Source organism: Zetaproteobacteria bacterium (genome assembly GCA_003696765.1).
GTDB lineage: Bacteria > Pseudomonadota > Zetaproteobacteria > Mariprofundales > J009 > RFFX01.
Window position 1 is genome coordinate 1 of the sequence record RFFX01000010.1, and the last position, 19,176, is coordinate 19,176.

17 protein-coding genes and 1 tRNA gene are annotated in these 19,176 nt (G+C 72.3%); 7 read left to right on the forward strand and 11 right to left on the reverse strand.

Annotation, left to right across the window (positions count from 1 at the left end; genetic code table 11):
* Positions 1–81 precede the first annotated feature (81 nt).
* A complete protein-coding gene (locus tag D6682_01475; protein ID RMH52597.1) occupies positions 82–429 on the forward strand; it encodes a hypothetical protein in 348 nt (115 codons plus the stop codon).
* Here the strand turns inward: D6682_01475 and truB are convergent.
* From truB to D6682_01515, 8 genes are all read right to left on the reverse strand, one after another.
* Positions 410–1,423: a tRNA pseudouridine(55) synthase TruB gene (truB, locus tag D6682_01480; protein ID RMH52598.1), complete on the reverse strand. Its 1,014-nt coding sequence runs from the start codon at positions 1,421–1,423 to the stop codon at positions 410–412. The genes D6682_01475 and truB overlap by 20 nt on opposite strands.
* Positions 1,354–2,331, reverse strand: coding sequence for a bifunctional oligoribonuclease/PAP phosphatase NrnA (locus D6682_01485; GenBank protein ID RMH52599.1), 978 nt, complete (start codon positions 2,329–2,331; stop codon positions 1,354–1,356). The genes truB and D6682_01485 overlap by 70 nt, the downstream gene beginning before the upstream one ends.
* Positions 2,318–2,875: a 30S ribosome-binding factor RbfA gene (gene rbfA / locus D6682_01490; protein ID RMH52600.1), complete on the reverse strand. Its 558-nt coding sequence runs from the start codon at positions 2,873–2,875 to the stop codon at positions 2,318–2,320. The genes D6682_01485 and rbfA overlap by 14 nt, the downstream gene beginning before the upstream one ends.
* Positions 2,757–5,582: a translation initiation factor IF-2 gene (locus D6682_01495; GenBank protein RMH52601.1), complete on the reverse strand. Its 2,826-nt coding sequence runs from the start codon at positions 5,580–5,582 to the stop codon at positions 2,757–2,759. The genes rbfA and D6682_01495 overlap by 119 nt, the downstream gene beginning before the upstream one ends.
* 33 nt (positions 5,583–5,615) lie before the next feature.
* Positions 5,616–6,302, reverse strand: a complete 687-nt coding sequence (locus D6682_01500; GenBank protein RMH52602.1) for a DUF448 domain-containing protein — start codon at positions 6,300–6,302, stop codon at positions 5,616–5,618.
* A complete protein-coding gene (gene nusA / locus D6682_01505; GenBank protein RMH52603.1) occupies positions 6,286–7,770 on the reverse strand; it encodes a transcription termination/antitermination protein NusA in 1,485 nt (494 codons plus the stop codon). The genes D6682_01500 and nusA overlap by 17 nt, the downstream gene beginning before the upstream one ends.
* A 129-nt stretch (positions 7,771–7,899) precedes the next feature.
* The gene (locus D6682_01510) at positions 7,900–8,532 is read right to left on the reverse strand and encodes a ribosome maturation factor RimP (protein ID RMH52604.1); all 633 of its coding nucleotides are present in this window, start codon (positions 8,530–8,532) and stop codon (positions 7,900–7,902) included.
* 194 nt (positions 8,533–8,726) lie between these two features.
* The gene (locus tag D6682_01515; protein RMH52605.1) at positions 8,727–11,054 is read right to left on the reverse strand and encodes a lytic murein transglycosylase; all 2,328 of its coding nucleotides are present in this window, start codon (positions 11,052–11,054) and stop codon (positions 8,727–8,729) included.
* Positions 11,055–11,085: 31 nt separating this feature from the next.
* On the opposite strand from D6682_01515, the gene D6682_01520 reads away from it, so the two are divergent.
* The 3 genes from D6682_01520 to D6682_01530 all read left to right on the forward strand — a co-directional run bounded on the left by D6682_01520 (position 11,086) and on the right by D6682_01530 (position 13,264).
* Positions 11,086–11,170 (forward strand) — tRNA-Leu (locus D6682_01520).
* A gap of 43 nt (positions 11,171–11,213) precedes the next feature.
* A complete protein-coding gene (locus D6682_01525; protein ID RMH52606.1) occupies positions 11,214–12,518 on the forward strand; it encodes a hypothetical protein in 1,305 nt (434 codons plus the stop codon).
* Positions 12,515–13,264 carry a hypothetical protein gene (locus tag D6682_01530; protein RMH52607.1) on the forward strand — a complete coding sequence of 250 codons (750 nt, stop codon included), beginning with the start codon at positions 12,515–12,517 and terminating at the stop codon, positions 13,262–13,264. Before D6682_01525 ends, D6682_01530 begins: the two co-directional genes overlap by 4 nt.
* Here the strand turns inward: D6682_01530 and D6682_01535 are convergent.
* Genes D6682_01535 through D6682_01545 form a run of 3 tightly spaced genes read right to left on the reverse strand, consistent with a single transcriptional unit; the run spans position 13,227 to position 15,723 of the window.
* Complete coding sequence (locus D6682_01535) at positions 13,227–14,021, reverse strand: metal ABC transporter permease (GenBank protein ID RMH52624.1); 795 nt, start codon at positions 14,019–14,021, stop codon at positions 13,227–13,229. The genes D6682_01530 and D6682_01535 overlap by 38 nt on opposite strands.
* A gap of 26 nt (positions 14,022–14,047) precedes the next feature.
* Entirely contained in the window at positions 14,048–14,875 is an 828-nt protein-coding gene (locus tag D6682_01540) for a metal ABC transporter ATP-binding protein (GenBank protein RMH52608.1), read from the reverse strand.
* Positions 14,863–15,723 (reverse strand): manganese-binding protein, encoded by an 861-nt coding sequence (locus D6682_01545; protein ID RMH52609.1) that lies wholly within the window; start codon positions 15,721–15,723, stop codon positions 14,863–14,865. The genes D6682_01540 and D6682_01545 overlap by 13 nt, the downstream gene beginning before the upstream one ends.
* Before the next feature lie 7 nt (positions 15,724–15,730).
* Here D6682_01545 and tilS point away from each other — a divergent pair, with 7 nt between their 5' ends.
* The 3 genes from tilS to tsaB all read left to right on the forward strand — a co-directional run bounded on the left by tilS (position 15,731) and on the right by tsaB (position 19,087).
* Positions 15,731–16,723, forward strand: a complete 993-nt coding sequence (gene tilS, locus D6682_01550) for a tRNA lysidine(34) synthetase TilS (protein ID RMH52610.1) — start codon at positions 15,731–15,733, stop codon at positions 16,721–16,723.
* Positions 16,724–16,863: 140 nt separating this feature from the next.
* Complete coding sequence (gene purH / locus D6682_01555) at positions 16,864–18,429, forward strand: bifunctional phosphoribosylaminoimidazolecarboxamide formyltransferase/IMP cyclohydrolase PurH (protein ID RMH52611.1); 1,566 nt, start codon at positions 16,864–16,866, stop codon at positions 18,427–18,429.
* Positions 18,416–19,087, forward strand: a complete 672-nt coding sequence (gene tsaB, locus D6682_01560) for a tRNA (adenosine(37)-N6)-threonylcarbamoyltransferase complex dimerization subunit type 1 TsaB (GenBank protein RMH52612.1) — start codon at positions 18,416–18,418, stop codon at positions 19,085–19,087. Before purH ends, tsaB begins: the two co-directional genes overlap by 14 nt.
* Positions 19,088–19,176 lie beyond the last annotated feature (89 nt).

Consider the following 19,176-nt stretch of genomic DNA (forward strand, 5'->3'; position numbering starts at 1 on the left):
CCGCGCCCGGCGCGGGGGCGGGATGCGCCGCCCCCCCCTGCTCCAACCGCGGCGACCCCGGCAGAAAGGGATGGTCCCCTCCTGCGACCGTCGGCATGGGTTCTGCTGCGGCCGGGCATCTCGCGGGAACGGCTGCGGCGGCTGGGGGCGAGTCGGGCCGAGCGGAGCATCGACCTGCACGGCATGGGCCGGGCGCAGGCACTCGATCTGCTGCAGCGGGAGCTGGCCGAAGCCGATCGGTGCCGGATGCGGGTGATCGAGGTGATCCACGGACGCGGGCTCCACTCCGACGGGCGGCCAGTGCTGCGCGAGGCGCTCTACCACTGGCTCTGTGCGGGGCCGATGGGCGTCCGGCTGCTGGCCGCCATCCCCCGCCCGGGCAGCGCCGGCGGCGCCACCCTGCTCCTGCTCAGACGTCGCCGGGGCTGATCCCCGTCACGGCCCGGGGCAACACCCGGTCGGGATGCAACACCGGCCACCCCTCCGCCCTCCTGCCCGGGGCGACGCGCGCCGTACCCAGACAGCGCCCTCCGCAACAGACCCGAACCAGCCCTCCGACCGGCAGCCCGGCCAAGGCGATGCGTTGACCCTCGACGAAACGGGCGGCGTTGCGCCCGTCGAGGAGCACCTCCGGGAGATGGCGCAGCCAGAACTCCACCGGATGGAGCGCCGCCGCGGGATCCCGGCGCAGCTGTTCGATCCCCACCATCAGCTCGGGCGGCCAACCGCCGGTGGAGAGGCGGCGCAGCGCCGTCACGCAGCCGCCGCAGCCGAGCCGCGCGCCCAGATCCCGGGCCAGCGCCCGCATGTAGGCGCCCTTGCCGCAGCAAACCTCGAGTTCCAGCTCCGGCAGCCGGAGGCGGCGCAGGGTGATCGCGTGGATGACGACCCGCCGGGGAGGCAGCTCCTTCGCACGGCCGGCGCGGGCCAGCGCATGACTGCGCCGGCCGCCCACACGGACGGCGGAGAAATGCGGCGGAATCTGCTCGATGGTGCCGGTCAGCGCCTCGATCGCGCCGGCGATCGCCGCCTCGTCTAGGCTGCGCCAGCGGTCGCTGCGCAGGATCACCTCCCCCTCGGCGTCCAGGGTGGTGGTCTGGAAGGAGAGATCGACGGTGAGACGGTAGCGCTTGTCCGCCTCGAGGCCGAGAGAGGCGAAGCGGGTGGCCGCGCCGAGCAGCACCGGCAACATGCCGCCGGCCAGCGGATCGAGGGTGCCGGTATGACCGGCCTTGGGCGGAGGCCCGCCGTCGCGGAAGCAGCGCGCCACCTCGTCCACCGCCCGGCGCGAACTCCACCCCACCGGTTTATCGAGGAAGACGACCCCGCAGCAGGCCACGGCAGCGAAACGGCTCAGCCGGCGAGCAGCGGTGTCAGACGGGCGCGCACCCGGGCGGTGACCTCCTCGAGCGTGCCGACACACAGACAGCCGGCGGCATCGGGATGGCCGCCCCCGCCCATGGCGGCGGCCAGCTCTCCCACCTGCACCCGGCCGCGCGAACGGAAGCTCACCTTCCAGTCATCGCCGCCACTGCCGTGCGGCCGGATCATCACCGCCACCTCCACCCCCTCCACCGAGGCGGCGAGGTCGATCAACCCCTCGGTATCCTCGACGTCGGCGCCGGTGCGCCGGTAGGCCTCGCGCGTCACCACCAGCCAGGCGGAACGGCCCTCGTGCTCGTAGCGGAGGGTGGCCAGCACCTCGGTGAGCAGCCGCATGCGCGCGCGGCTGTTGCTGGCGTAGACCGCCGAGGCCACCCGGGCGGGATCGACCCCGGCCTCGACCAGCTCCGCCGCCAGCCGATGGATCGCGGCGGTCACCCCGCGGTAGCGGAAACTGCCGGTATCGGTGACCAGGGCCACGTAGACCGCCTCGGCGATCTCGCGCGTCACCGCCCCGCCGTCGGCGGCGATGAGCCCGTGGACCATCACCCCGGTGGCGCAGTAGTCGGAATCGACGAAGTTGAGATCACCGAAACGCTTGTTGCTCCGATGGTGGTCGATGTTGATCAGCGTGCGTCCGGCAAAAAAGCGCTCAGGCTGCGCCAGCCGACCGCGGGCGCCGCAGTCGAGGCTGATGATGGTGTCGAAGCCGGGATCGTCCCACGGCCCGCACCCCACCGCCTCGCTACCGGCGAGAAAGCGGTAGATGCGCGGCACCGGATCGATGCAGTGGGCCGCCACCCGCGCGCCGCGCCGCCTGAGATGGTGCCACAGCGCCAGCATCGAACCGATGCCGTCGCCGTCGGGATTCTGATGGGTGGTCAGCAACACCCCGCGCGCCCGTTCCAGCCGCTCAAGCAGCGGGCGCCACTCCTCAGCCGTGATCATCCGCCCCCCCCATTCGATCGAGCAGGCCGATCATCCGCTCCCCCTCCTCGAAGGCGCGATCCCAATGGAAGCGCAGCTCGGGGATCCGCCGCCGGCGCAGACTCCTGCCCAGGGCGTGGCGGAAGTAGCCGGCGAGCCGCTGCAGCCCAGCCGTCACCGCCCCCCCGTCGTCCGCCAGCATGGAGTGGACCCAGACATGCACCGCCTCGTTGCCACGGCCGAGCTCGATGCGGGTGATGCTCACCCCCTGCAGCCGCGGATCGTGCACCTCGCGCCCGAGCAGCAGGGCGAGGTGGCGCTGCAGATCGGCGCGGAACCGCTCCCGACCAGTCTTTGGGTTCATGCGTCCCCGGGCAACGCCCGGCAGGATCTCCGACCCGCGGAGCCTGCCGGCCCCCCAGGCCGACAACGGCAGGCCGCGCCCATCAAAGCGTGGCCGCCACCTCCTCGATCTCGAAGAACTCGAGCTGATCGCCCACCTTGACGTCGTTGAACCGTTCGATGCCGATGCCGCATTCGTAGCCGGCGCGCACCTCGCGCACATCCTCCTTGAAGCGGCGCAGCGAGGCCAGCGCGCCGGTGTAGACCACCACCCCCTCGCGCAACACCCGCACCCTGGCCTTGCGGTGCACCACGCCGTCGACGACATAGCAGCCGGCCACCGTCCCCACCTTGGGCACGTTGAAGACGGCACGCACCTCGGCGGTTCCGATCGTGTGCTCCACCTCCTCCGGGGCGAGCTTGCCGGCCATCGCCTGCCGCATCTCGTCGATGGCGTCGTAGATCACGGTGTAGAAGCGGATATCGACCCCCTCCGCCTCCGCCATCCGCTTGGCCTTGACGTCGGGGCGCACGTTGAAACCGATCACGATGGCGCCGGCGGCGGAGGCGAGCATCACGTCCGACTCCTTGATACCGCCGATCGCCTTGCGGATCACCTTGACCTTCACCTCGTCGGTCCCCAGCTTGGTCAACGCCTCGGCCAGCGCCTCCACCGATCCGCTGACGTCGCCCTTGATCAGGATCGGCACCTCGATCGCCGTCTCGCCCCTGGCGGCGGCGAAGAGCGCATTCATGTCGCGCACCCCCTCGGCCGCCCCCTTCCTGGTCAGCGGGGCGTGCAGCTTCCGCTGCTGCTCCTCGCGGTACCGCACCAGCTCGCGCGCCTTCTTCTCGCTCTCCACCGCGATGATCTCGCTGCCCGCCTCGGGCACCGCCTCCAGGCCGAGCAACTCGAAGGGGACCGACGGCCCGGCGGTGCGATGCTGCACCGAGTTCTCGTCGATGATCGCCCGGATGCGCCCCATGACACAGCCGACCACCACGATATCGCCCTTCTTGAAGGTTCCGTTCTGCACCAGCACCGTGGCCACCGGCCCCCGTCCCTTATCGAGGCGGGACTCGATGACGAAGCCGCGCGCACGCGCCTTGGGACTGGCCTTGAGCTCCAGCAACTCGGTCTGGAGCGCCAGCATCTCCAGCAGCTCGTCCAGCCCTTCGCCGGTACGGGCGGAGACCGGAACGAAGATGGTGTCGCCGCCCCAATCCTCCGGCACCACGCCGTGTTCGGAGAGCTGCCGCTTGACCCGCTCGACGTCGGCCCCCTCCTTGTCGATCTTGTTGACCGCCACGATGACCGGAACCCCGGCGGCGCGGGCGTGGTCGAGCGCCTCCACCGTCTGCGGCTTGACACCGTCGTCGGCGGCGACGACCAGCACCGCGACATCGGTCAGCTCGGCGCCGCGCGCCCGCAGCGTGGTGAAGGCCTCATGGCCCGGTGTATCGACGAAGACCACCCGGTCGCCGCTCTCCAGCTTGACCATGTAGGCGCCGATGTGCTGGGTGATGCCGCCGGCCTCCCCCTCGGCGACGTTGGCCTTGCGCAGCGCGTCGAGGATCGAGGTCTTGCCGTGGTCGACGTGGCCCATCACCACCACCACCGGCGGACGGGGCTCGAGATCGCGCTCGTCGACCTCCTCCTCCTCGATGGAGAGCGACTGCTCGACCGCCGCCTCGTTGATCACCCTCGGGCGGTGGCCGACCTCCTCCACCACCAGCTGGGCGGTCTCGGCGTCGATCGCCTCGTTGGCGGTGACACTCACCCCCATGCTGAAGAGGATCTTGACCACCTCCCCCACCTTGACCGCCATCTTCGCCGCCAGGTCCGAGACCAGCATCGGATCGTAGATCTCGACATCGCGCACGACGAAGGCGTCGTCATCCTTGGTGATCCGCTTGCCGCGGCGTGGGCCGCCCCGGGCAAGGCGGGCCATCCGCTCTTCCTGCTCCTCGGTGAGCAGTTGGTGACGCTTGGCGGCGTAGTCGCGCCGGGCGGCCTTCTCCGCCGGCGAGAGCCGACGGCGACCGAGCGGCTGCGGACCGCGCCCTCCCTTCTTGCGCCCGCCGCCGCCGGGGGCGGGGGCGATCTCGCCGGCCACCGCCACCGAAGGGGCGCGCCGGATGGCGGGTCGCCCCTCCGCCTGCCGCTGCCTGCGCTGCGCCGCCCGCTCCTCGCCGATCCGCGCCTCGATCTCCCGCAACGACGAGCGCGGCGCCTTGGCCGCGGCGATCTGCGCCGGACTCAACCCCCCCTTGCGGATCGTGGTGCGCGGACCGCGGCCGCCGGCCGCGCTCCCCTGTCGCCCCGCGCGACCGGCGGCACCATCCCCGTCCGGGGCCGCCGCCCGCCGCGCCTCTTCACGCCGACGGCGCAGCTCCCGCGCCTGGGCGCTCTTCCGCTGCCGCTCGCGCGCCTCCTGCTCGGCCTGCGCCCGCAGCCGGCTGCGGGCGGCCTCCACCGGCGATAGGGACTCCCCGGTGGAGGATGCAGGCCGGGCGGCGGGGGCCTTCCGCTGCGCCGCCTCACCGCCGGCCGGTTGCGACTGCGACGAAGTGGAGGGGGCTGCCGCCCCTCCCGCTTCCTGGGCCTTGGCCGGTGCCTGCAACACCGGCCGGCCCCGTCGCCGACGGCGCACCTCCACGGTGACGGTGTGCTCGCCCCGCTCCCCGCCCCGGCCGGCGGCGACCGTCACCGGCCGCTTGAGGGTGAGGGTGCCCCTCTTGCCGGCGGCGCGCCCACCGCCCTCCTTCCGTCCGGCGGCCACCACCTGCTCGATCTTGCGCCGATCTTCGCTGCCCAGCAGGCCGGCGGGGCCGGAGACCGCGATGCGGCACTGTCGGGCCGCCCGCAGGATCTCCGCCACATCCACCTTCAGCGCTTTCGCCAACTCAATCACCCGAATATCGGCCATAATCCCCAATCCAATCGCGACATGCCGTCGCCGTTATCGATGCCGGTTTCTTGCGAGACCGGCATCGCGGCCATGAATGGCCGCTCCCTCCTCCAGTGTCTCCTGCCAACGCAGCACACGCTCCAAGCGATCGACCAGCCCGTCCCGGCGCCAACCGACCACAGCAAGCCGCTCACGGCCGAAGAGTGCACCCAGCTCCCGCACCGACGACGCCCGCACCAGCCGACTGCCCGGCTGACGCTCCCGCTGGCTCCGCAGCGCAGCTTCGACCCGGCGCGCCAGCCCCTCGGAAGCGTCACACGCCAGCAACAACAGCAGCGGCGCCGGGCCGTGCAGCGCCTCCATCACCGCATCACGCCCCGGTAGCGCCCGACCCCGCAGCCGCTGCATCGATGCGAGGGCGTAGCGCTGCAGCACACTCCGGATCCGGTCGAGCAGCCGCGTGCGATCCTCGCCGGGGAAGCAGCGGCGCGCCACCCGTGCACTCAGCCGCGCAAGACACTCCGGCTGGAGACAGAGATAGTGGCCGCGCCGCTGCGCCCGCTGGTGCAAGTCGGGCCACCACACCCCCTCGTCGTCGCACACAAGCCTGAGCAGCCGCTGCTTCTCCATGCGGCGGCGACAGACAAGGCAGCTTCGCTGCGGCCCGCCCTCGCCCGCCCCACGACGCGCGCGGCACCCCGACGAAGGCCCCTCCCGCCGCTCAGCCCCCCTCCTCATCGAACCAGCCGCACGCCTCCCGGGCGCCGATGATCAGCTTCTCCGCCTCCTCGACCGGCAGCCCCTCGATCACCTCCAGATCGTCGAGGCCGGCATCGGCCAGCCGATCGAGCGAGGTGATGCCGAGGACCACAAGCTGAGCGGCGATCTCCTCACGCAACGGCGGAAATCCGGTCAACGGCCGCTCCCCCGCCTCCTCAGCGGCGGCGGCGGCCTGATCGAGCAGCGCCTCACGGGCGCGCCGCTTGAGCTCCTGCGCCATCTCCGTGTCGATTCCCTCGATGGCGGTCAACTCCTCGTCGGCGCAGAAGGCGATCTCATCCAGCCCGGCGAAGCCCTCCTCCACCAGCATCATGGCGAAGTCGACCTCGATATCCAACCCGTTGACGAAGGTGGAGAGCAATGCCTCGGTCTCCTCCGCCCGCTTGCGCGCCTGGTCACCGGTGGTCATCAGCTCGATCTCCCAACCGGTCAACTCGGAGGCGAGGCGGACGTTCTGCCCGCGCCGGCCGATGGCCAGCGCCAGGTTCTCCTCGGTCACCGCCACCTCGATGGTGTTGCGTTCCTCGTCCACCAGCACCCGCTCCACCTCGGCCGGCGCCAAGGCGTTGATGACGAAGGCGACGATGTCGTCGGTGCACTCGATGATATCCATCCGCTCGCCATGGAGCTCGTTGACCACCGCCTGCACCCGGGCGCCCCGCATGCCGACACAGGCGCCTACCGGATCGATCGCCGGATCGCTGCTGGAGACGGCCAGCTTGCTGCGCGATCCGGGGTCGCGGGCGATCGCCTCGATGGTGACGATCCCCTCCTGGATCTCCGGCACCTCCTGCTCGAACAGCTTGAGCACCATGCCGGCGTCGGCGCGCGAGAGGAAGATCAGCGGCCCTTTGGACTGGTCGCGCACCTCGCGCAGGTAGGCGCGGATACGGTCACCCTGGCGCCACGATTCGCGCGGGAGCTGATCCTCGCGGTACATCACCCCCTCGCCGTGGCCCAGATCGACATAGACGTTGCCGCGCTCCACCCGCTTGACGATGCCGGTGATCAGCTCGCCGACACGGGGGGCATACTCCTCGACCACCCGCATCCGCTCGGCCTCGCGCAGCTTCTGGTTGATCACCTGTTTGGCCGCCTGGGCCGCCACCCGCCCCATGGTGATCGGAGGCAGCGGGGTGCGCAGCTGCATGCCGACCTCGACCTCGGCATCGCCCCCCAACTCGGCGGCCGCCTCGTCGGGGGTGAGCTCGTTTTCCGGATCCTCCACCGACTCCACCACCGTCCGCACGTGGAAGAGGAAGATCTCCCCGTTGCTGCGGTCGATGACCGCCTCGACCTCCTTGTTGCCGTAGCTCTTGCGCGCGGAGGTGCGCAGGGCCTGCTCCATCGCCTCGAAGACCAGCTCCCGGTCGACCATCTTCTCCCGCGCCACCGCATCGGCGACATGCAACATCTCTACACCCATCCTACTGTATCAGACCGCAAGGGCTCCCCTCCATGGACCCCTTGCCCGAACCGCTCCCCGCACATCGGCCCGCCGCATGCGTCGGCAACCGATCCACGCGGCCCTCCTGGCCGCGGATAGCGCCCTTCCTTATTCCACCGCCCCGCTCCTGCGGCGGCCGCGGCGTGGCCGCCGCTCCACCGCCCGCACCACGCGGACCGCATCCTCGAGCGCGACGACCACTTCCCGCTCGTCCGCACCCCGACCGCCCGCCTCGACCACGGCCAGATGGAGCGCCCCCTCGCGCAGCCCGAGGTTGCGCCCCTCGATCCGCCGCCCGTCCCGGGTCACCACCGCCAGCCACGCCCCGGCGTAGCGGGAGAAGTCGGCAGGCGTGGTCAACGGCCAATCCAGCCCGGGCGACGTCACCTCCAGCCGGTAGGGTCCGTCGAACGGATCCTCCACATCGAGCAGCAGCGACAGCGCCCGGCTGATCCGCTCCAGCTCGTCGGTCGTCACCCCGCCGGCACGGTCGACCACGATCCGGACCCGCCCCGAACGGCGGCCGCCGTGAAGCTGGACCGCCAGCAACTCGACACCGACCTCGGCCGCCACCGGCCGCACCAGCTGCGCGATCCGTTCCTCCAACCGCTCGCAATCCACCGCTTGCGCCAAACCGTGATCGCAACGCACAGAGCCCTCCATGACCGGGGCGCCGACCTCGCGAAGGCGACACACCGCCGAGCCGTCACCCACCAACAAAAAAAGCGAGCCGAGGCTCACTTTCCGACGAAGCACAACCACCGATCACGACGGCTTCGCACGCCTCCCGCCGCGGCCGGCACCGGCGATCAGGCCGGGCCGAAGCGAAGCAAGCCCTTCGACGACGGGGGCGCGAATGGTAGGATGGGGGCGCGCCAATGCAAGCCAAGGCGGGCCTGGGAGGCGCCCCGATCCGGGTAGGGCCTCCGCCCGACTCATTCCCCGGCCAGCGCCAGCCGGAACCCGCCCCCCAACAGGCGGGAGATCGAAAAGGAGCGCCGCCCGCCCCCCAGACGCCAGTCGTAGACCGCGGCATAGGTCAACACCTGCTGCACATAGCGACGGGTCTCTCGAAAGGGGATGGCGGCCACCCAGAGATCCCCCCTCTCCCAAGGGCGCCGCCGCAGCCAGCGGGCGACCCGCGCCGGTCCGGCGTTGAAGGCGGCCACCGCCAGCGCCAGGTTGCCGTCGAAACGGCGCACCATCGCCGCCAGATAACGGCTGCCGATCATGATGTTGGTCCGCGGGTCGAACAGATCCGGCCGGCCTCGACGCCCCGCCATCCGACGCCAGACCATCGCCGCCGTGGAGGGACGCAACTGCATCAGCCCCCGCGCCCCCGCCGCCGACACCGCCTGGGCGTTGAAGGCCGACTCCTGACGGATCACGCTCCAGATGAGCGCAGGATCGAGGCCGGTCCGGGCCGCGGCCCGACGCACATGGCGGCTCCAGGCGAGCGGAAACCGGAGCGGTAGATCCTCCACCGCGCCGGCGCGCTGCGCCGCCAGGATCGCCCGATCGAACCAGCCCCAGTCGCGGGCCAGTCGTGCGGCGGCGTACCACTTCCTCCGCGCCGACATCCGCTCCCCCCCACTCCGGTCACGCCCCCGCCTCTCCGCGGCCGCGACCACCCCCTCCGGCGATACATCCACCCTCTGCAGCGCCCGGAACCACTCGCGCCGCGCCTTCGCCGGCAGACCGAGCCGGAGCCACTCCCGCGCACGCCGGATCCCGGGAAGACGCAACAGCGCCCGGCGCAGCGCCGCATCGGGCTCGGCGGAGCTGCTGGAGAGTCGGTAGGGCAGCCCCAGGCGCTCGGCGCTGAGGAAGCTGAAGTAGCCCCGCCCCCCGGCCAGCACCCCGAAGAGCGCCCGCGCTTCGCGGCCGTAGCCCAACTGCTCCAACGCCCGCGCCTGCCAGTAGGCCCACTCCGGCCGATGACGCTGCTCGGGCGGCATCGCGGCGATCGCCCGCAGCACACCGGGCCAGTCGCCGTCGGCCAGCAGCAGGCGCGCCCGCCAGGCGCGCGTCCCGTCGCTCTGCACCTGCTCCGGAAGGGAGGCGAGCCACTCCACCGCCTGGGGGAGCTGGCGCCGCGCCGCGCGCAGCGCCAACCGCCGGCGCAACCGCCCCCATGCAACCGGATCGAAGGCCCGCCGCAGCCGATCGGCGGCGCGCCAAGCGGCGACCACACCTCCGCCCGCTCCGTCCCCGCCGCGACGCCGACCTCCAAAGGGGGGATCCCTGCGTGAGAGGAGCCGCAACAACCGGGCGAGCACCCGCGCCTCGTGGCGGTCCACACGCGCGGGCAGCGGCCAGCGGGCGAGGATGGCCGCAGGATGGCGGCGGCCGGAACGCCAGCGGCGCATCAGCTGGCGATCGGTCGCCGACATCCCGTCGAGCAGCGGCCGCACCCGGGACCAGCGACCACGCTCCATCAACGCGCAGGCCCGCTCCCAACGCGCCTCCGCCGTGGGGCCGCCGGCACGACGCCAGGCCCGGGCGACGGGGCGCAGCCGATCTTCGTCGCCGCCGCCGCGACGCCACAGGGCCTCGTAGGCGGCCACAGCCCCTGCGACATCGCCGGTGTAGAAGCGCGCCAGGATCGCAATCCCGGGGTGGCGCACCCCCGCCGCGGGCAGCAGCCGCAACTGCCTGGCCACGGCCGGCCACTGCCCCCGCCGGGCGAGATCGCGGATCCAGGCGTCGCGCAGATCGCGCGCATCGGGCAGATCGGGGTAGCGGGCGAGCACCAGGGGAACGGTGTCGTCGCTCCCCCGCCGCATCCGCTCCGCCGCAAGCCGGATGTCGAGATAGCCGGCCAAGGGGTAGCCGTCGAGCCGCTTGCGCAGGGCGACCACCCGCGCCAGATCGTGGCGGGCCAGCGCCGCCCGCGCCTGGCGGAAGAGCTGGCGCTCTGCGGCGAGTCCCGCCCGCTCCCGAGCGACGGCCGGGCTGGCGGGCAGCCCGGGCGCAGCCACGACGCACGCCGCCAGCAAGAGGGCCGCTCCGCACAAGGAATGCGACGGCGAAGCGCAGCGCGGATTCCGCGCGACGATCACGGTGGAGATGGCATCAGACGGCAAACATCCCTCCATGCCGGGTACTTGCGAGGCCGGTACCGCGGCCATGGACGCCTTGACCGGCGGGAACCGAAACACGACGCACCCCACCCTACCGCTCGGCCGCCGCCGGAGGCAACGATCTAGCGCCGGTGAACGTGATCGCACACGCCCGTCCATGGACTTGTTCCACCATTCCACCGAGGATTGCGCACGATCGGGGCGGCCGTGCGCGAGGGTGGCGGAATCGGCAGACGCGCTGGATTTAGGTTCCAGTACCGCAAGGTGTGGGGGTTCGACTCCCCCCCCTCGCACCACCGGATCCGGCGCCCCCGATCGTGTCAGGGACGGGAGGGCGCGATGATCTCGTGGAAACGGACCATTCCGGCCAGAGTGGTGATGGGGGTGCGCCTGCTCTGGCGCACCATGCTGTTGCAACTGGTACTGGCGCTGCTCGCCGCCGCTGTCATGGGCGGCGCGGTGGCGCTGACGGGGCTCTCCGCCGGCCATCTGCTGCTGGAGGGCTCCCTGCTCGCGCTGGCCGCCCCGGCGATCGGCACGCTGCTCACCCTGCTGACGCAGATGGTGCTCGGCGCGGCACTATTCGCCGGCCTCTGGCTGGCCCTCCGCGGGCCGGGTCAGGTGGCCGTGGGCGAGGCGCTGCGCATCGGCTGGCGCCGCTGGCCGGTGGCCGCCAACAGCGCACTGCTGCTCACCCTGATGGTCGGTGGCCTCCTCGCTCTGCTGGGCGCGCTCGCCGCCATGCTCCATCCGGTGGTGCTGCTGGGATTGCTGCCGCTCGTCTGGGTGCTGCTGCGGCTGGCGACGGTGCCGGTGGCCGCCGTCGTGGAGGATTGCTCCCCCCTCTCGGTGCTGCGGAGCAGTTGGCGGCGCTCGGCCGGCTTCTGCTGGTCGATCATCGGCAGCGGACTGCTGCTGGTGCTCCTCACCATCCTGCTCGACCTGCTGCTCTTCATCCTGATCGGCGGGGCGGGGCGCGCCGCGCTGCCGGCCACCCTCGCCGGGGGCACGCCCAACCCGATGGGCCTCATGATGATGGTCGCCGGCACCATGGGCATGGCCATCCTGCTGATCGTCCTGATCCACCTGCAGGCGATGGTCTGGATGGCCGCGCTGCTGGTGCTCTTCCACGCCGAGCAGCGCGCCGGGGCGGAGGGGGGCGGCGATGCGACGCAACAGGTGCCCCCGGCCTCCCCCCGCAGCCAGCAGATCATCGCCTGGGGCTGGGTCGTGCTGCTCTCCGCCGCCCCGGTCCTCGCCTTCCTCATCGTCGGCCCGCAGGCCGGCGGCATGGTGACCACCAGGGTGACCCCCCCGGCACCCCACCCACCGCTCAACCGCCACGCGCCGCGCATCCACCACTACGCCCGCCCGCCAGCGGCGAAACGTCCGCCGATGCCGACGGAGAAAGCACAGAAGGCGGCCCTCTTTCGGGCCCTGCGCCGGGGGGAGCTGCAGCGGGCGAGCCAACTGCTCGCCCCGCTGCTGCGCCGCCATCCCGACGACCCGTGGCTGCTGCAGGCCGAGGGGTGGCGCCTCTACCGCAGCGGGCGCAAGGCGGAGGCGGCGGCGGTGATGGCCCGCGCCTGCCGGCGCGGCGCGACCGAGGCCTGCCTGCTGACCCGGCCGGAGGCGCGCCCATGACCATCGTCGACTTCGCAACCCGCGCGCGCAACGCGGCGCCGACCACCCTGCTGGTCGCCACACTGATCGTCCTTGCACCGGCAACCGCCATGGCGCAGGTGCTGCGCTGCCGGATCGACGGCCATCTCGTCTACACCAACCTCTACACCCACTGCCCGCCGAGCCGGCGGGGGGCGGCGGAGGCCCCGGCGAAGGCGGCGCGACGGACAGCGCACCAGATGCCACCGCGCCACGCCGCCGCCCCGAGCCATCCGGCGGAACGGGCAGGGCAGCGCAACCGCCCGCATCCGGCCGGACGGCCTGCGCCGCGCTCGTGGTGGGTGCTGCTCGGCGGGCCGATCGCGCCCGAAGGGGTTCCGCTGACCGCCGGGGGCCGGCTGCGCTGGCAGGGGGTGGAGATCCGCTACGACGGCATCGACCAGATGCAACTGGCCCGGCGGCTGCTGGAGCACGACAAACAGGCCCTCTTCCTGCCGGAGCTGGCCGGGCTGCCCGCCGCCGACCGGCTGCTGCGCTCGCTGGCGGCGATGACCATCACCCGGCTGACCGTCACCGCCTACCGGCCGGAACTCTTCGCCGCACTGCGCAAACGCGGGATGGCGCAGGTGCCCGCCCCGGTGGCGATGCTGCGCATCGACTACCGCGACCGGCAGGGCAAGGCCGCCGCCCGCTTCCTCCCCTTCGGCGCGTCGGCGGGCCGGCTCTACATCAGCCTGCCCTACCCCACCCGCGCCGCAGGGCGGTGAAGAGCCAGCTCAGGCAGAAGAGCAGGCAGAGCAGCATGATGATCGAGGCGCCGGCCGGCCAGTCGCGCGCGTAGGAGAGCAGCAGCCCACCGACCACGGCAGTGCAGCCGGCGCCGAGGCTGACCAGCCAGAGCCCGAGCAGCGTGCGCCCCCAGAACCAGGCGATCGCCGCAGGCAGCACCAGAAGACCGGTGGTCATCACCACCCCGGCCAGCTTGACGCAGAGGATCACCGTCACCCCGACCACCGCATAGAGCAGCAGGCGACAGCGGCGCACCGGCAGGCCGTTGGCCGTCGCCGTCTCGACATCGAAGGCGATGCTCCACCACGCCCGTCCCATCCACCAGACCAGAAACAGCACGATCGGCGCAAGCCACTCCATCCAGAGCAGATCCCCTCCCTCCACCGTCAAGATGTTGCCGAAGAGCAGGGAGAAGAGGTCGACCTGCTGACGATCGGCGGTGGCCAGCAGCAGCACGCCGAGGGCCATGCTGCCGGCGAAGAGCATGCCCGAGGCGGCGTCGTGGTGGAGGCCGCGGTCGGTCGGCATCAACGGCAGCAGCAGCGCCACCGCGACAGCGACCACCGAGGCGACCGGCAGCAGCGGCAACCCGCCGACCGCAGCCAGCCCCAACCCGGCCAGCGAGGCATGGGCCACCCCGACGGTGAGGAAGGAGAGGCGGTGGGCCAGCACCATCACCGAGACGGTGGAGGCGACCAGCGCGATCAAGAGCGCCGGCCACAGCGCCGCCATCATCACCTCGCTGGAGAAGAAGTCGCCGATCACCCGCCGACCCCTGCCGCCCCCTCGCCCGCCTCATGGCAGCCGATGCAGCGATGGTCGTGGGCCACCACATGCATGTGTTCGCCGTACATCTCCTGCCATACCGTCGGCGGCACCTGCTCGCCGCGCATGGCGTGGTGGTGGATGCGCCGGTTGAGGCAGGCGACCGAATCGACGAAGCTGCTGATCGCCGCGATGTCGTGTTCGACCATCACCACCGTCTTGCCCGCTTCGTCGCAAAGAGAACGCAGCAGGCGGTAGAGCTGCTCCTGCGCCGGGGTGTCGAGCGCGGCGGAGGGCTCGTCGAGCAGCAGCACCCGCGGGTCGCGCAGCAGCGCCCGCGCCAGCCGCACCCGCTGGCGCTGACCACCGGAGAGGAAGCGGTAGTCGCGCCGCGCAAACCCCTCCAGCCCGACACGGGCCAATGCTGCGGCGATCGCCCCGCCGGCCGACGCACGGCGCCACCAGGGTCGGCTGTGGTCGGGATGGCCCATGGCCACCACCTCCTCGACGGTGATCGGCAGCGTCGGCCGGTGCTCCTGCAACTGATGGACGAAGGCGACCCGGCGCAGAATGCGCCGGCGGTGGGCGGCATCCATCGGCAGGCCGAAGAAGCGGATGGCGCCGCAGGCGGGGGTGAGCGCGCCGATCAACAGCCGCATCAGCGTGCTCTTGCCGGCGCCGTTGGGTCCGACGATCCCCATGAAATGGCCTGCGGGCAGCGCAAAGGAGATCGCCTCCAGCACCGGCGCCGCCGCCGGGCCGAAGCCGAGATCGACCACCTCCAGCACGGGGGTGGCCGAATCGCCGCCGGCTAGCGCGGCCAACGGCTCTGGTTGTCGGCCATCAGGCGATCGAGCGGCAGGCCGCAACGGCCGAGCGCGTTGAGCCGCACCACCCGGGCATCTTGCACCCGCGCCCGCAGCCAGTCGATCATGCGGTTGCCGTGGCTCTCCTCGACCAGCAGCAGCGGCGGATCGGAGCCACGCAGCAGCCGCAACGCCCGCTCGAGCCGACGGGGTCCGGCACCCTCCCCGTGGTGGGAGGGCTCGAGCACCGCCCGCACCGCCACGCCGAAGTGGCGCATCAGCGCCCGCCACGCCGGATGCTGCATGATCACGCCGCGTTCGCGCCAGGGAGCCAGCAACCGACGCCACCCCGCCTCCAGCGCATCCAGCCGGGCGGAGGCCCGGGCCAGGCGCGCATCGCGCTCCGCTGCGGGCAGCAACCCGCGCCGCACCAGCGCATCGGCCAGCGCCGGCAGCCGCCGGCGGACCCACGCCGGCACCAGCCAGGCGTGGTGACGATCGGGCCAGAGATCGAGCACCGTGCCGGCGCGCGGCGCCAGGCCCCGCCAGCCGCCGTCATCTCCGCTGCTGCGCAACAGCAGCCGGGCACGGCGCAACGCCGCCGCCTGTCTGGGGGTGATGCGCATCAGATGGGGATCGGCGCTCGCCCCCAGCAGACAGTCCGGGGCCAACTCCGGATCGAGCAGCCGGACCATCCCGGCCAGCGGCGGCAGGGTGGCGACCACCGACGGTGCGGCCATCATCACAGTCGGGCGGAGCATCCAGCCGAGCAGCAGCATGGCGGAGCAGGAGAGCAGACGGACCGTCATGGGGCGCAACGCTATCCGGTCACGCCGGTTTGGCGATCGCCTCCTTGCCGGCACCATTCACGCCATGGCAGCACACCATGCACCCCGCCTGCCCCAGGCCCGCCGCTGGCTGGAGCAGGCCGGCGCAACACTCGATCCCCACCTGCCGATCGCCGTCGCCCTCTCCGGCGGCGCCGACTCCACCGCCCTGCTGCTGGCGCTGGCCGAACGGCATCCCCGCATCGAGGCGTGGCACGTCGACCATGGCTGGCACGCCGACTCCGCCGCCCAGGCGGCGTGGCTGGCCCGTCGCTGCCGGCGCTGGGGCATCCCGCTGCGCACGGTGCGGCTCTGCTCCCTCCCCCCGACCAACCGGGAGGCGGCGGCGCGTCAGGCGCGCTATGCCGCCTTCGCCGGGATGGCCGCGCAATCCGGCATCGACCGGCTGGCGCTGGCCCACCAGCGCGACGATCAGGCGGAGACGGTCTGCCTGCGGCTGCTGCAGGGCGCAGGTGTGCGCGGCTGCACGGCGATGCGCCCGGTCCGCCGGCGCGACGGGCTGATCCTGCTGCGCCCGCTGCTTGCGCAACCCGCCGCCGAGCTGCGCCGGGCATTGCGCGCGCGCGCCATCGACTGGCTGGAGGACCCCTCCAACCACGACCTCACCCTGCGGCGCAACCGCATCCGCCACCGCCTTTTCCCGGCCATCGACCGGGCGACAGAACCGGGGTATGCGACCGCGCTCTTCCTGCGCTGGCAGCGGCAGGCGGCGCGGCTGCAGCGGGCCATCGAGCGACAGGCGGAGGCGATTCCCCTGCGGCGGGAGCCCGACGGCGCATCGGTCTCGTGGCGGCAATGGCGCGCTGCCGCGCGCCCGATCCGCGCCGCCGTGCTGCAACGGCTGGCGCAGGCCGTCTGCGGCGCCGGGGTCTGCCTGGGCCGGCGCCACATCCGACAGATCGAGGCGTGGCGGGCAGAGGGCGGACGCGGCGGGCTCGACCTGTCGCGCAGCCGGCTGATCCATGCCGGCGACCGGCTGATCCTGCGCCTCAAGGGCGGGATGGAGGCAACTCGTTGAAAAACTTCGGATTCACAAAATGCGCTTGCATTCACACCGGCGGCGGCTACCGTTCCCGCCGCCTCATTGCCGACTCGGGGCGGGCTCCTCCGTGGATCGGAGCGCCCACCCAATCCCATCGACAGGAACGTGACCCGACCATGACCCCCCCCTCCACCCGCTACGCGCTGCTCAGCGTCTCCGACAAGCGCGGCATCGAATCCTTCGCCCGCGGCTTGATCGCGCGCGGCTATGCGCTGCTCTCCACCGGCGGCACCGCGCGGCTGCTGCGCGAGGCCGGTATCGCGGTGCGCGAGGTGGCCGACTACACCGGCTTCCCCGAGATGATGGAGGGGCGGATCAAAACCCTCCACCCCAAGGTGCACGGCGGCATCCTCGCCCGGCGCGACCGCGACGACGACACCGCCGCCATGGCCGAGCACGGCATCGCCGACATCGCACTGGTCTGCGTCAACCTCTACCCCTTCCGCCGCACCGTCGCCCGCCCCGGATGCTCGTTGGAGGAGGCGATCGAAAACATCGACATCGGCGGCCCCTGCATGGTCCGCGCCGCAGCCAAGAACCACCGCTTCGTCACCGTGGTGGTCGATCCCGACGACTATGAGGAGGTACTGCAGGCGATGGACCGCGGCGCCCTGGACGAGGCCCGGCGCCGCGCACTCGCCGTCAAGGCCTTCGCCCACACCGCCAGCTACGACGGCGCCATCGCCAACCACCTCTCGGCACTCGATGGCGACGGCGCAACGCGCGATTTCCCCGACATCCTCACCCGCCAGTTCCTCAGAACCGCCCATGCGCTGCGCTACGGCGAGAACCCGCATCAGGCCGGCGCCTTCTATGCCGACCCAGAGGACGATGCGGCGGGCGTCGGCATCGCCGACTGCGCATTGTTGCAGGGCAAGTCGCTCTCCTACAACAACATCGCCGACGCCGACGCCGCCTTCGCGCTGGCACGCGACTTCGACCGGCCGGCGGTGGTGATCGTCAAACACGCCAACCCCTGCGGCGTGGCGCTCGGCGCCGATCAGGCGGGGGCCTACGCCCGCGCCCGCGCCGCCGACCCGGTCTCCGCCTTCGGCGGCATCGCCGCCTTCAATCGACAGCTCACCGAGGCCACGGCGAGGCTGATCGCGGAGACCTTCATGGAGGTGGTGATCGCGCCGGGCTTCACCGACGGCGCCCGCGCCGTGCTGGCCGACAAGAAGCGGCTGCGCCTGCTGTCGGCCCCCTCGGCCGAGCCGGTGGGCGGTGGGCTGGAGTTCAAGCGGGTCCACGGCGGCCTGCTGGTGCAAGAGCGCGACACCCACCGGCTGGAGCGGTCGGGCTGCAAGGTGGTGACCCAACGGGCGCCGACCGAGACGGAGTGGGCCGACATGCTGTTCGCCTGGACGGTGGCCAAACATGTGAAGTCCAACGCCATCGTCTTCGCCAAGGAGGAGGTGACGCTGGGGATCGGCGCGGGCCAGATGAACCGGGTCCAATCCACCCGCATCGCCGCCCGGCAAGGGGGAGAAGCCGCCCGAGGCTCGGCGGTGGCCTCCGACGCCTTCTTCCCCTTCCGCGATGGAATCGACGCGCTGGCCGAGGCCGGCGCCACCGCAGTGATCCAGCCGGGGGGATCGATCCGCGACGAAGAGGTGATCGCCGCCGCCGACGAACACGGCATCGCCATGCTCTTCACCGGGATCCGCCATTTCCGACACTGACGCCGACGGCCCCACCATCCTGGCGGTCGACGCCGCATGGACGCCGGCGGTCTCCTGCCTGCGCCACCGCGGTGCCTGCTACGTCGTCGCCGCCGACGAGGGGCATCCCCATTCCCGGCGGCTGCTGCCGCAGTGGGAGGAGCTGCTGCAACGCGCCGGCCTCGACTGGGCCGACCTCGACGGCTTCGCCCTCGGGATCGGGCCGGGCTCCTTCACCGGCCTGCGCGTGGCCGCCGCGCTGATCAACGGCCTCAACGCTCGCCTCGACAAGCCGGTGGCGGCGATCGACTCGCCGCTCTTGGCGGCGATGCAGTGCGGCCTGAGCGACTGCCGGGTGGTGCTGGACGCGGGCGCCGGCTGCTGCTACCTGGCCTGCTGCCGCGCGGGCGAACTCGACGGGGCGGCGCGGCTGGTCCGCTCTGACCGGCTGGCCGAACTGCTTGACGACGATCGGCCGGTGGTCAGCACGATGGCGCGCCCGGAAGGCGTCGCCGCGCCCTGGCTCCAACCCGATCCGGGCCGCCGCCCCGCCGCGCTGGCCAAGCTGTGTCAACGGCTGGCCTGGCACACCCGCCTCCCACGCCGCCGCTTCCCCCGCTACCTGCAGCCGTCGCAGGCCGAGCGCAACGCCATCGCGACCGGGGCAGCGCCGCGCTGACCCGATCGCAACGGCCGGCCCGCCTCCCATGGAGGTCGAGCGACACCTCCACGGACGGGACGGGTCGCGGTCGGAATCGCTGGATCGTG

What these genes read in the sequence shown, in the direction of transcription:
- D6682_01500 (RMH52602.1), bottom strand. Translation starts at nt 6,302, where the DNA reads ATGAGGAGGGGGGCTGAGCGGCGGGAGGGGCCTTCGTCGGGGTGCCGC.
- D6682_01530 (RMH52607.1), top strand. Translation starts at nt 12,515, where the DNA reads ATGACCATCGTCGACTTCGCAACCCGCGCGCGCAACGCGGCGCCGACC.
- rbfA (RMH52600.1), bottom strand. Translation starts at nt 2,875, where the DNA reads ATGTGCGCGAGGTGCGCGCCGGCTACGAATGCGGCATCGGCATCGAAC.
- D6682_01525 (RMH52606.1), top strand. Translation starts at nt 11,214, where the DNA reads ATGATCTCGTGGAAACGGACCATTCCGGCCAGAGTGGTGATGGGGGTG.
- nusA (RMH52603.1), bottom strand. Translation starts at nt 7,770, where the DNA reads ATGGGTGTAGAGATGTTGCATGTCGCCGATGCGGTGGCGCGGGAGAAG.
- D6682_01485 (RMH52599.1), bottom strand. Translation starts at nt 2,331, where the DNA reads ATGATCACGGCTGAGGAGTGGCGCCCGCTGCTTGAGCGGCTGGAACGG.
- tilS (RMH52610.1), top strand. Translation starts at nt 15,731, where the DNA reads ATGGCAGCACACCATGCACCCCGCCTGCCCCAGGCCCGCCGCTGGCTG.
- D6682_01495 (RMH52601.1), bottom strand. Translation starts at nt 5,582, where the DNA reads ATGGCCGATATTCGGGTGATTGAGTTGGCGAAAGCGCTGAAGGTGGAT.
- purH (RMH52611.1), top strand. Translation starts at nt 16,864, where the DNA reads ATGACCCCCCCCTCCACCCGCTACGCGCTGCTCAGCGTCTCCGACAAG.
- D6682_01545 (RMH52609.1), bottom strand. Translation starts at nt 15,723, where the DNA reads ATGGTGCCGGCAAGGAGGCGATCGCCAAACCGGCGTGACCGGATAGCG.
- D6682_01535 (RMH52624.1), bottom strand. Translation starts at nt 14,021, where the DNA reads ATGATGGCGGCGCTGTGGCCGGCGCTCTTGATCGCGCTGGTCGCCTCC.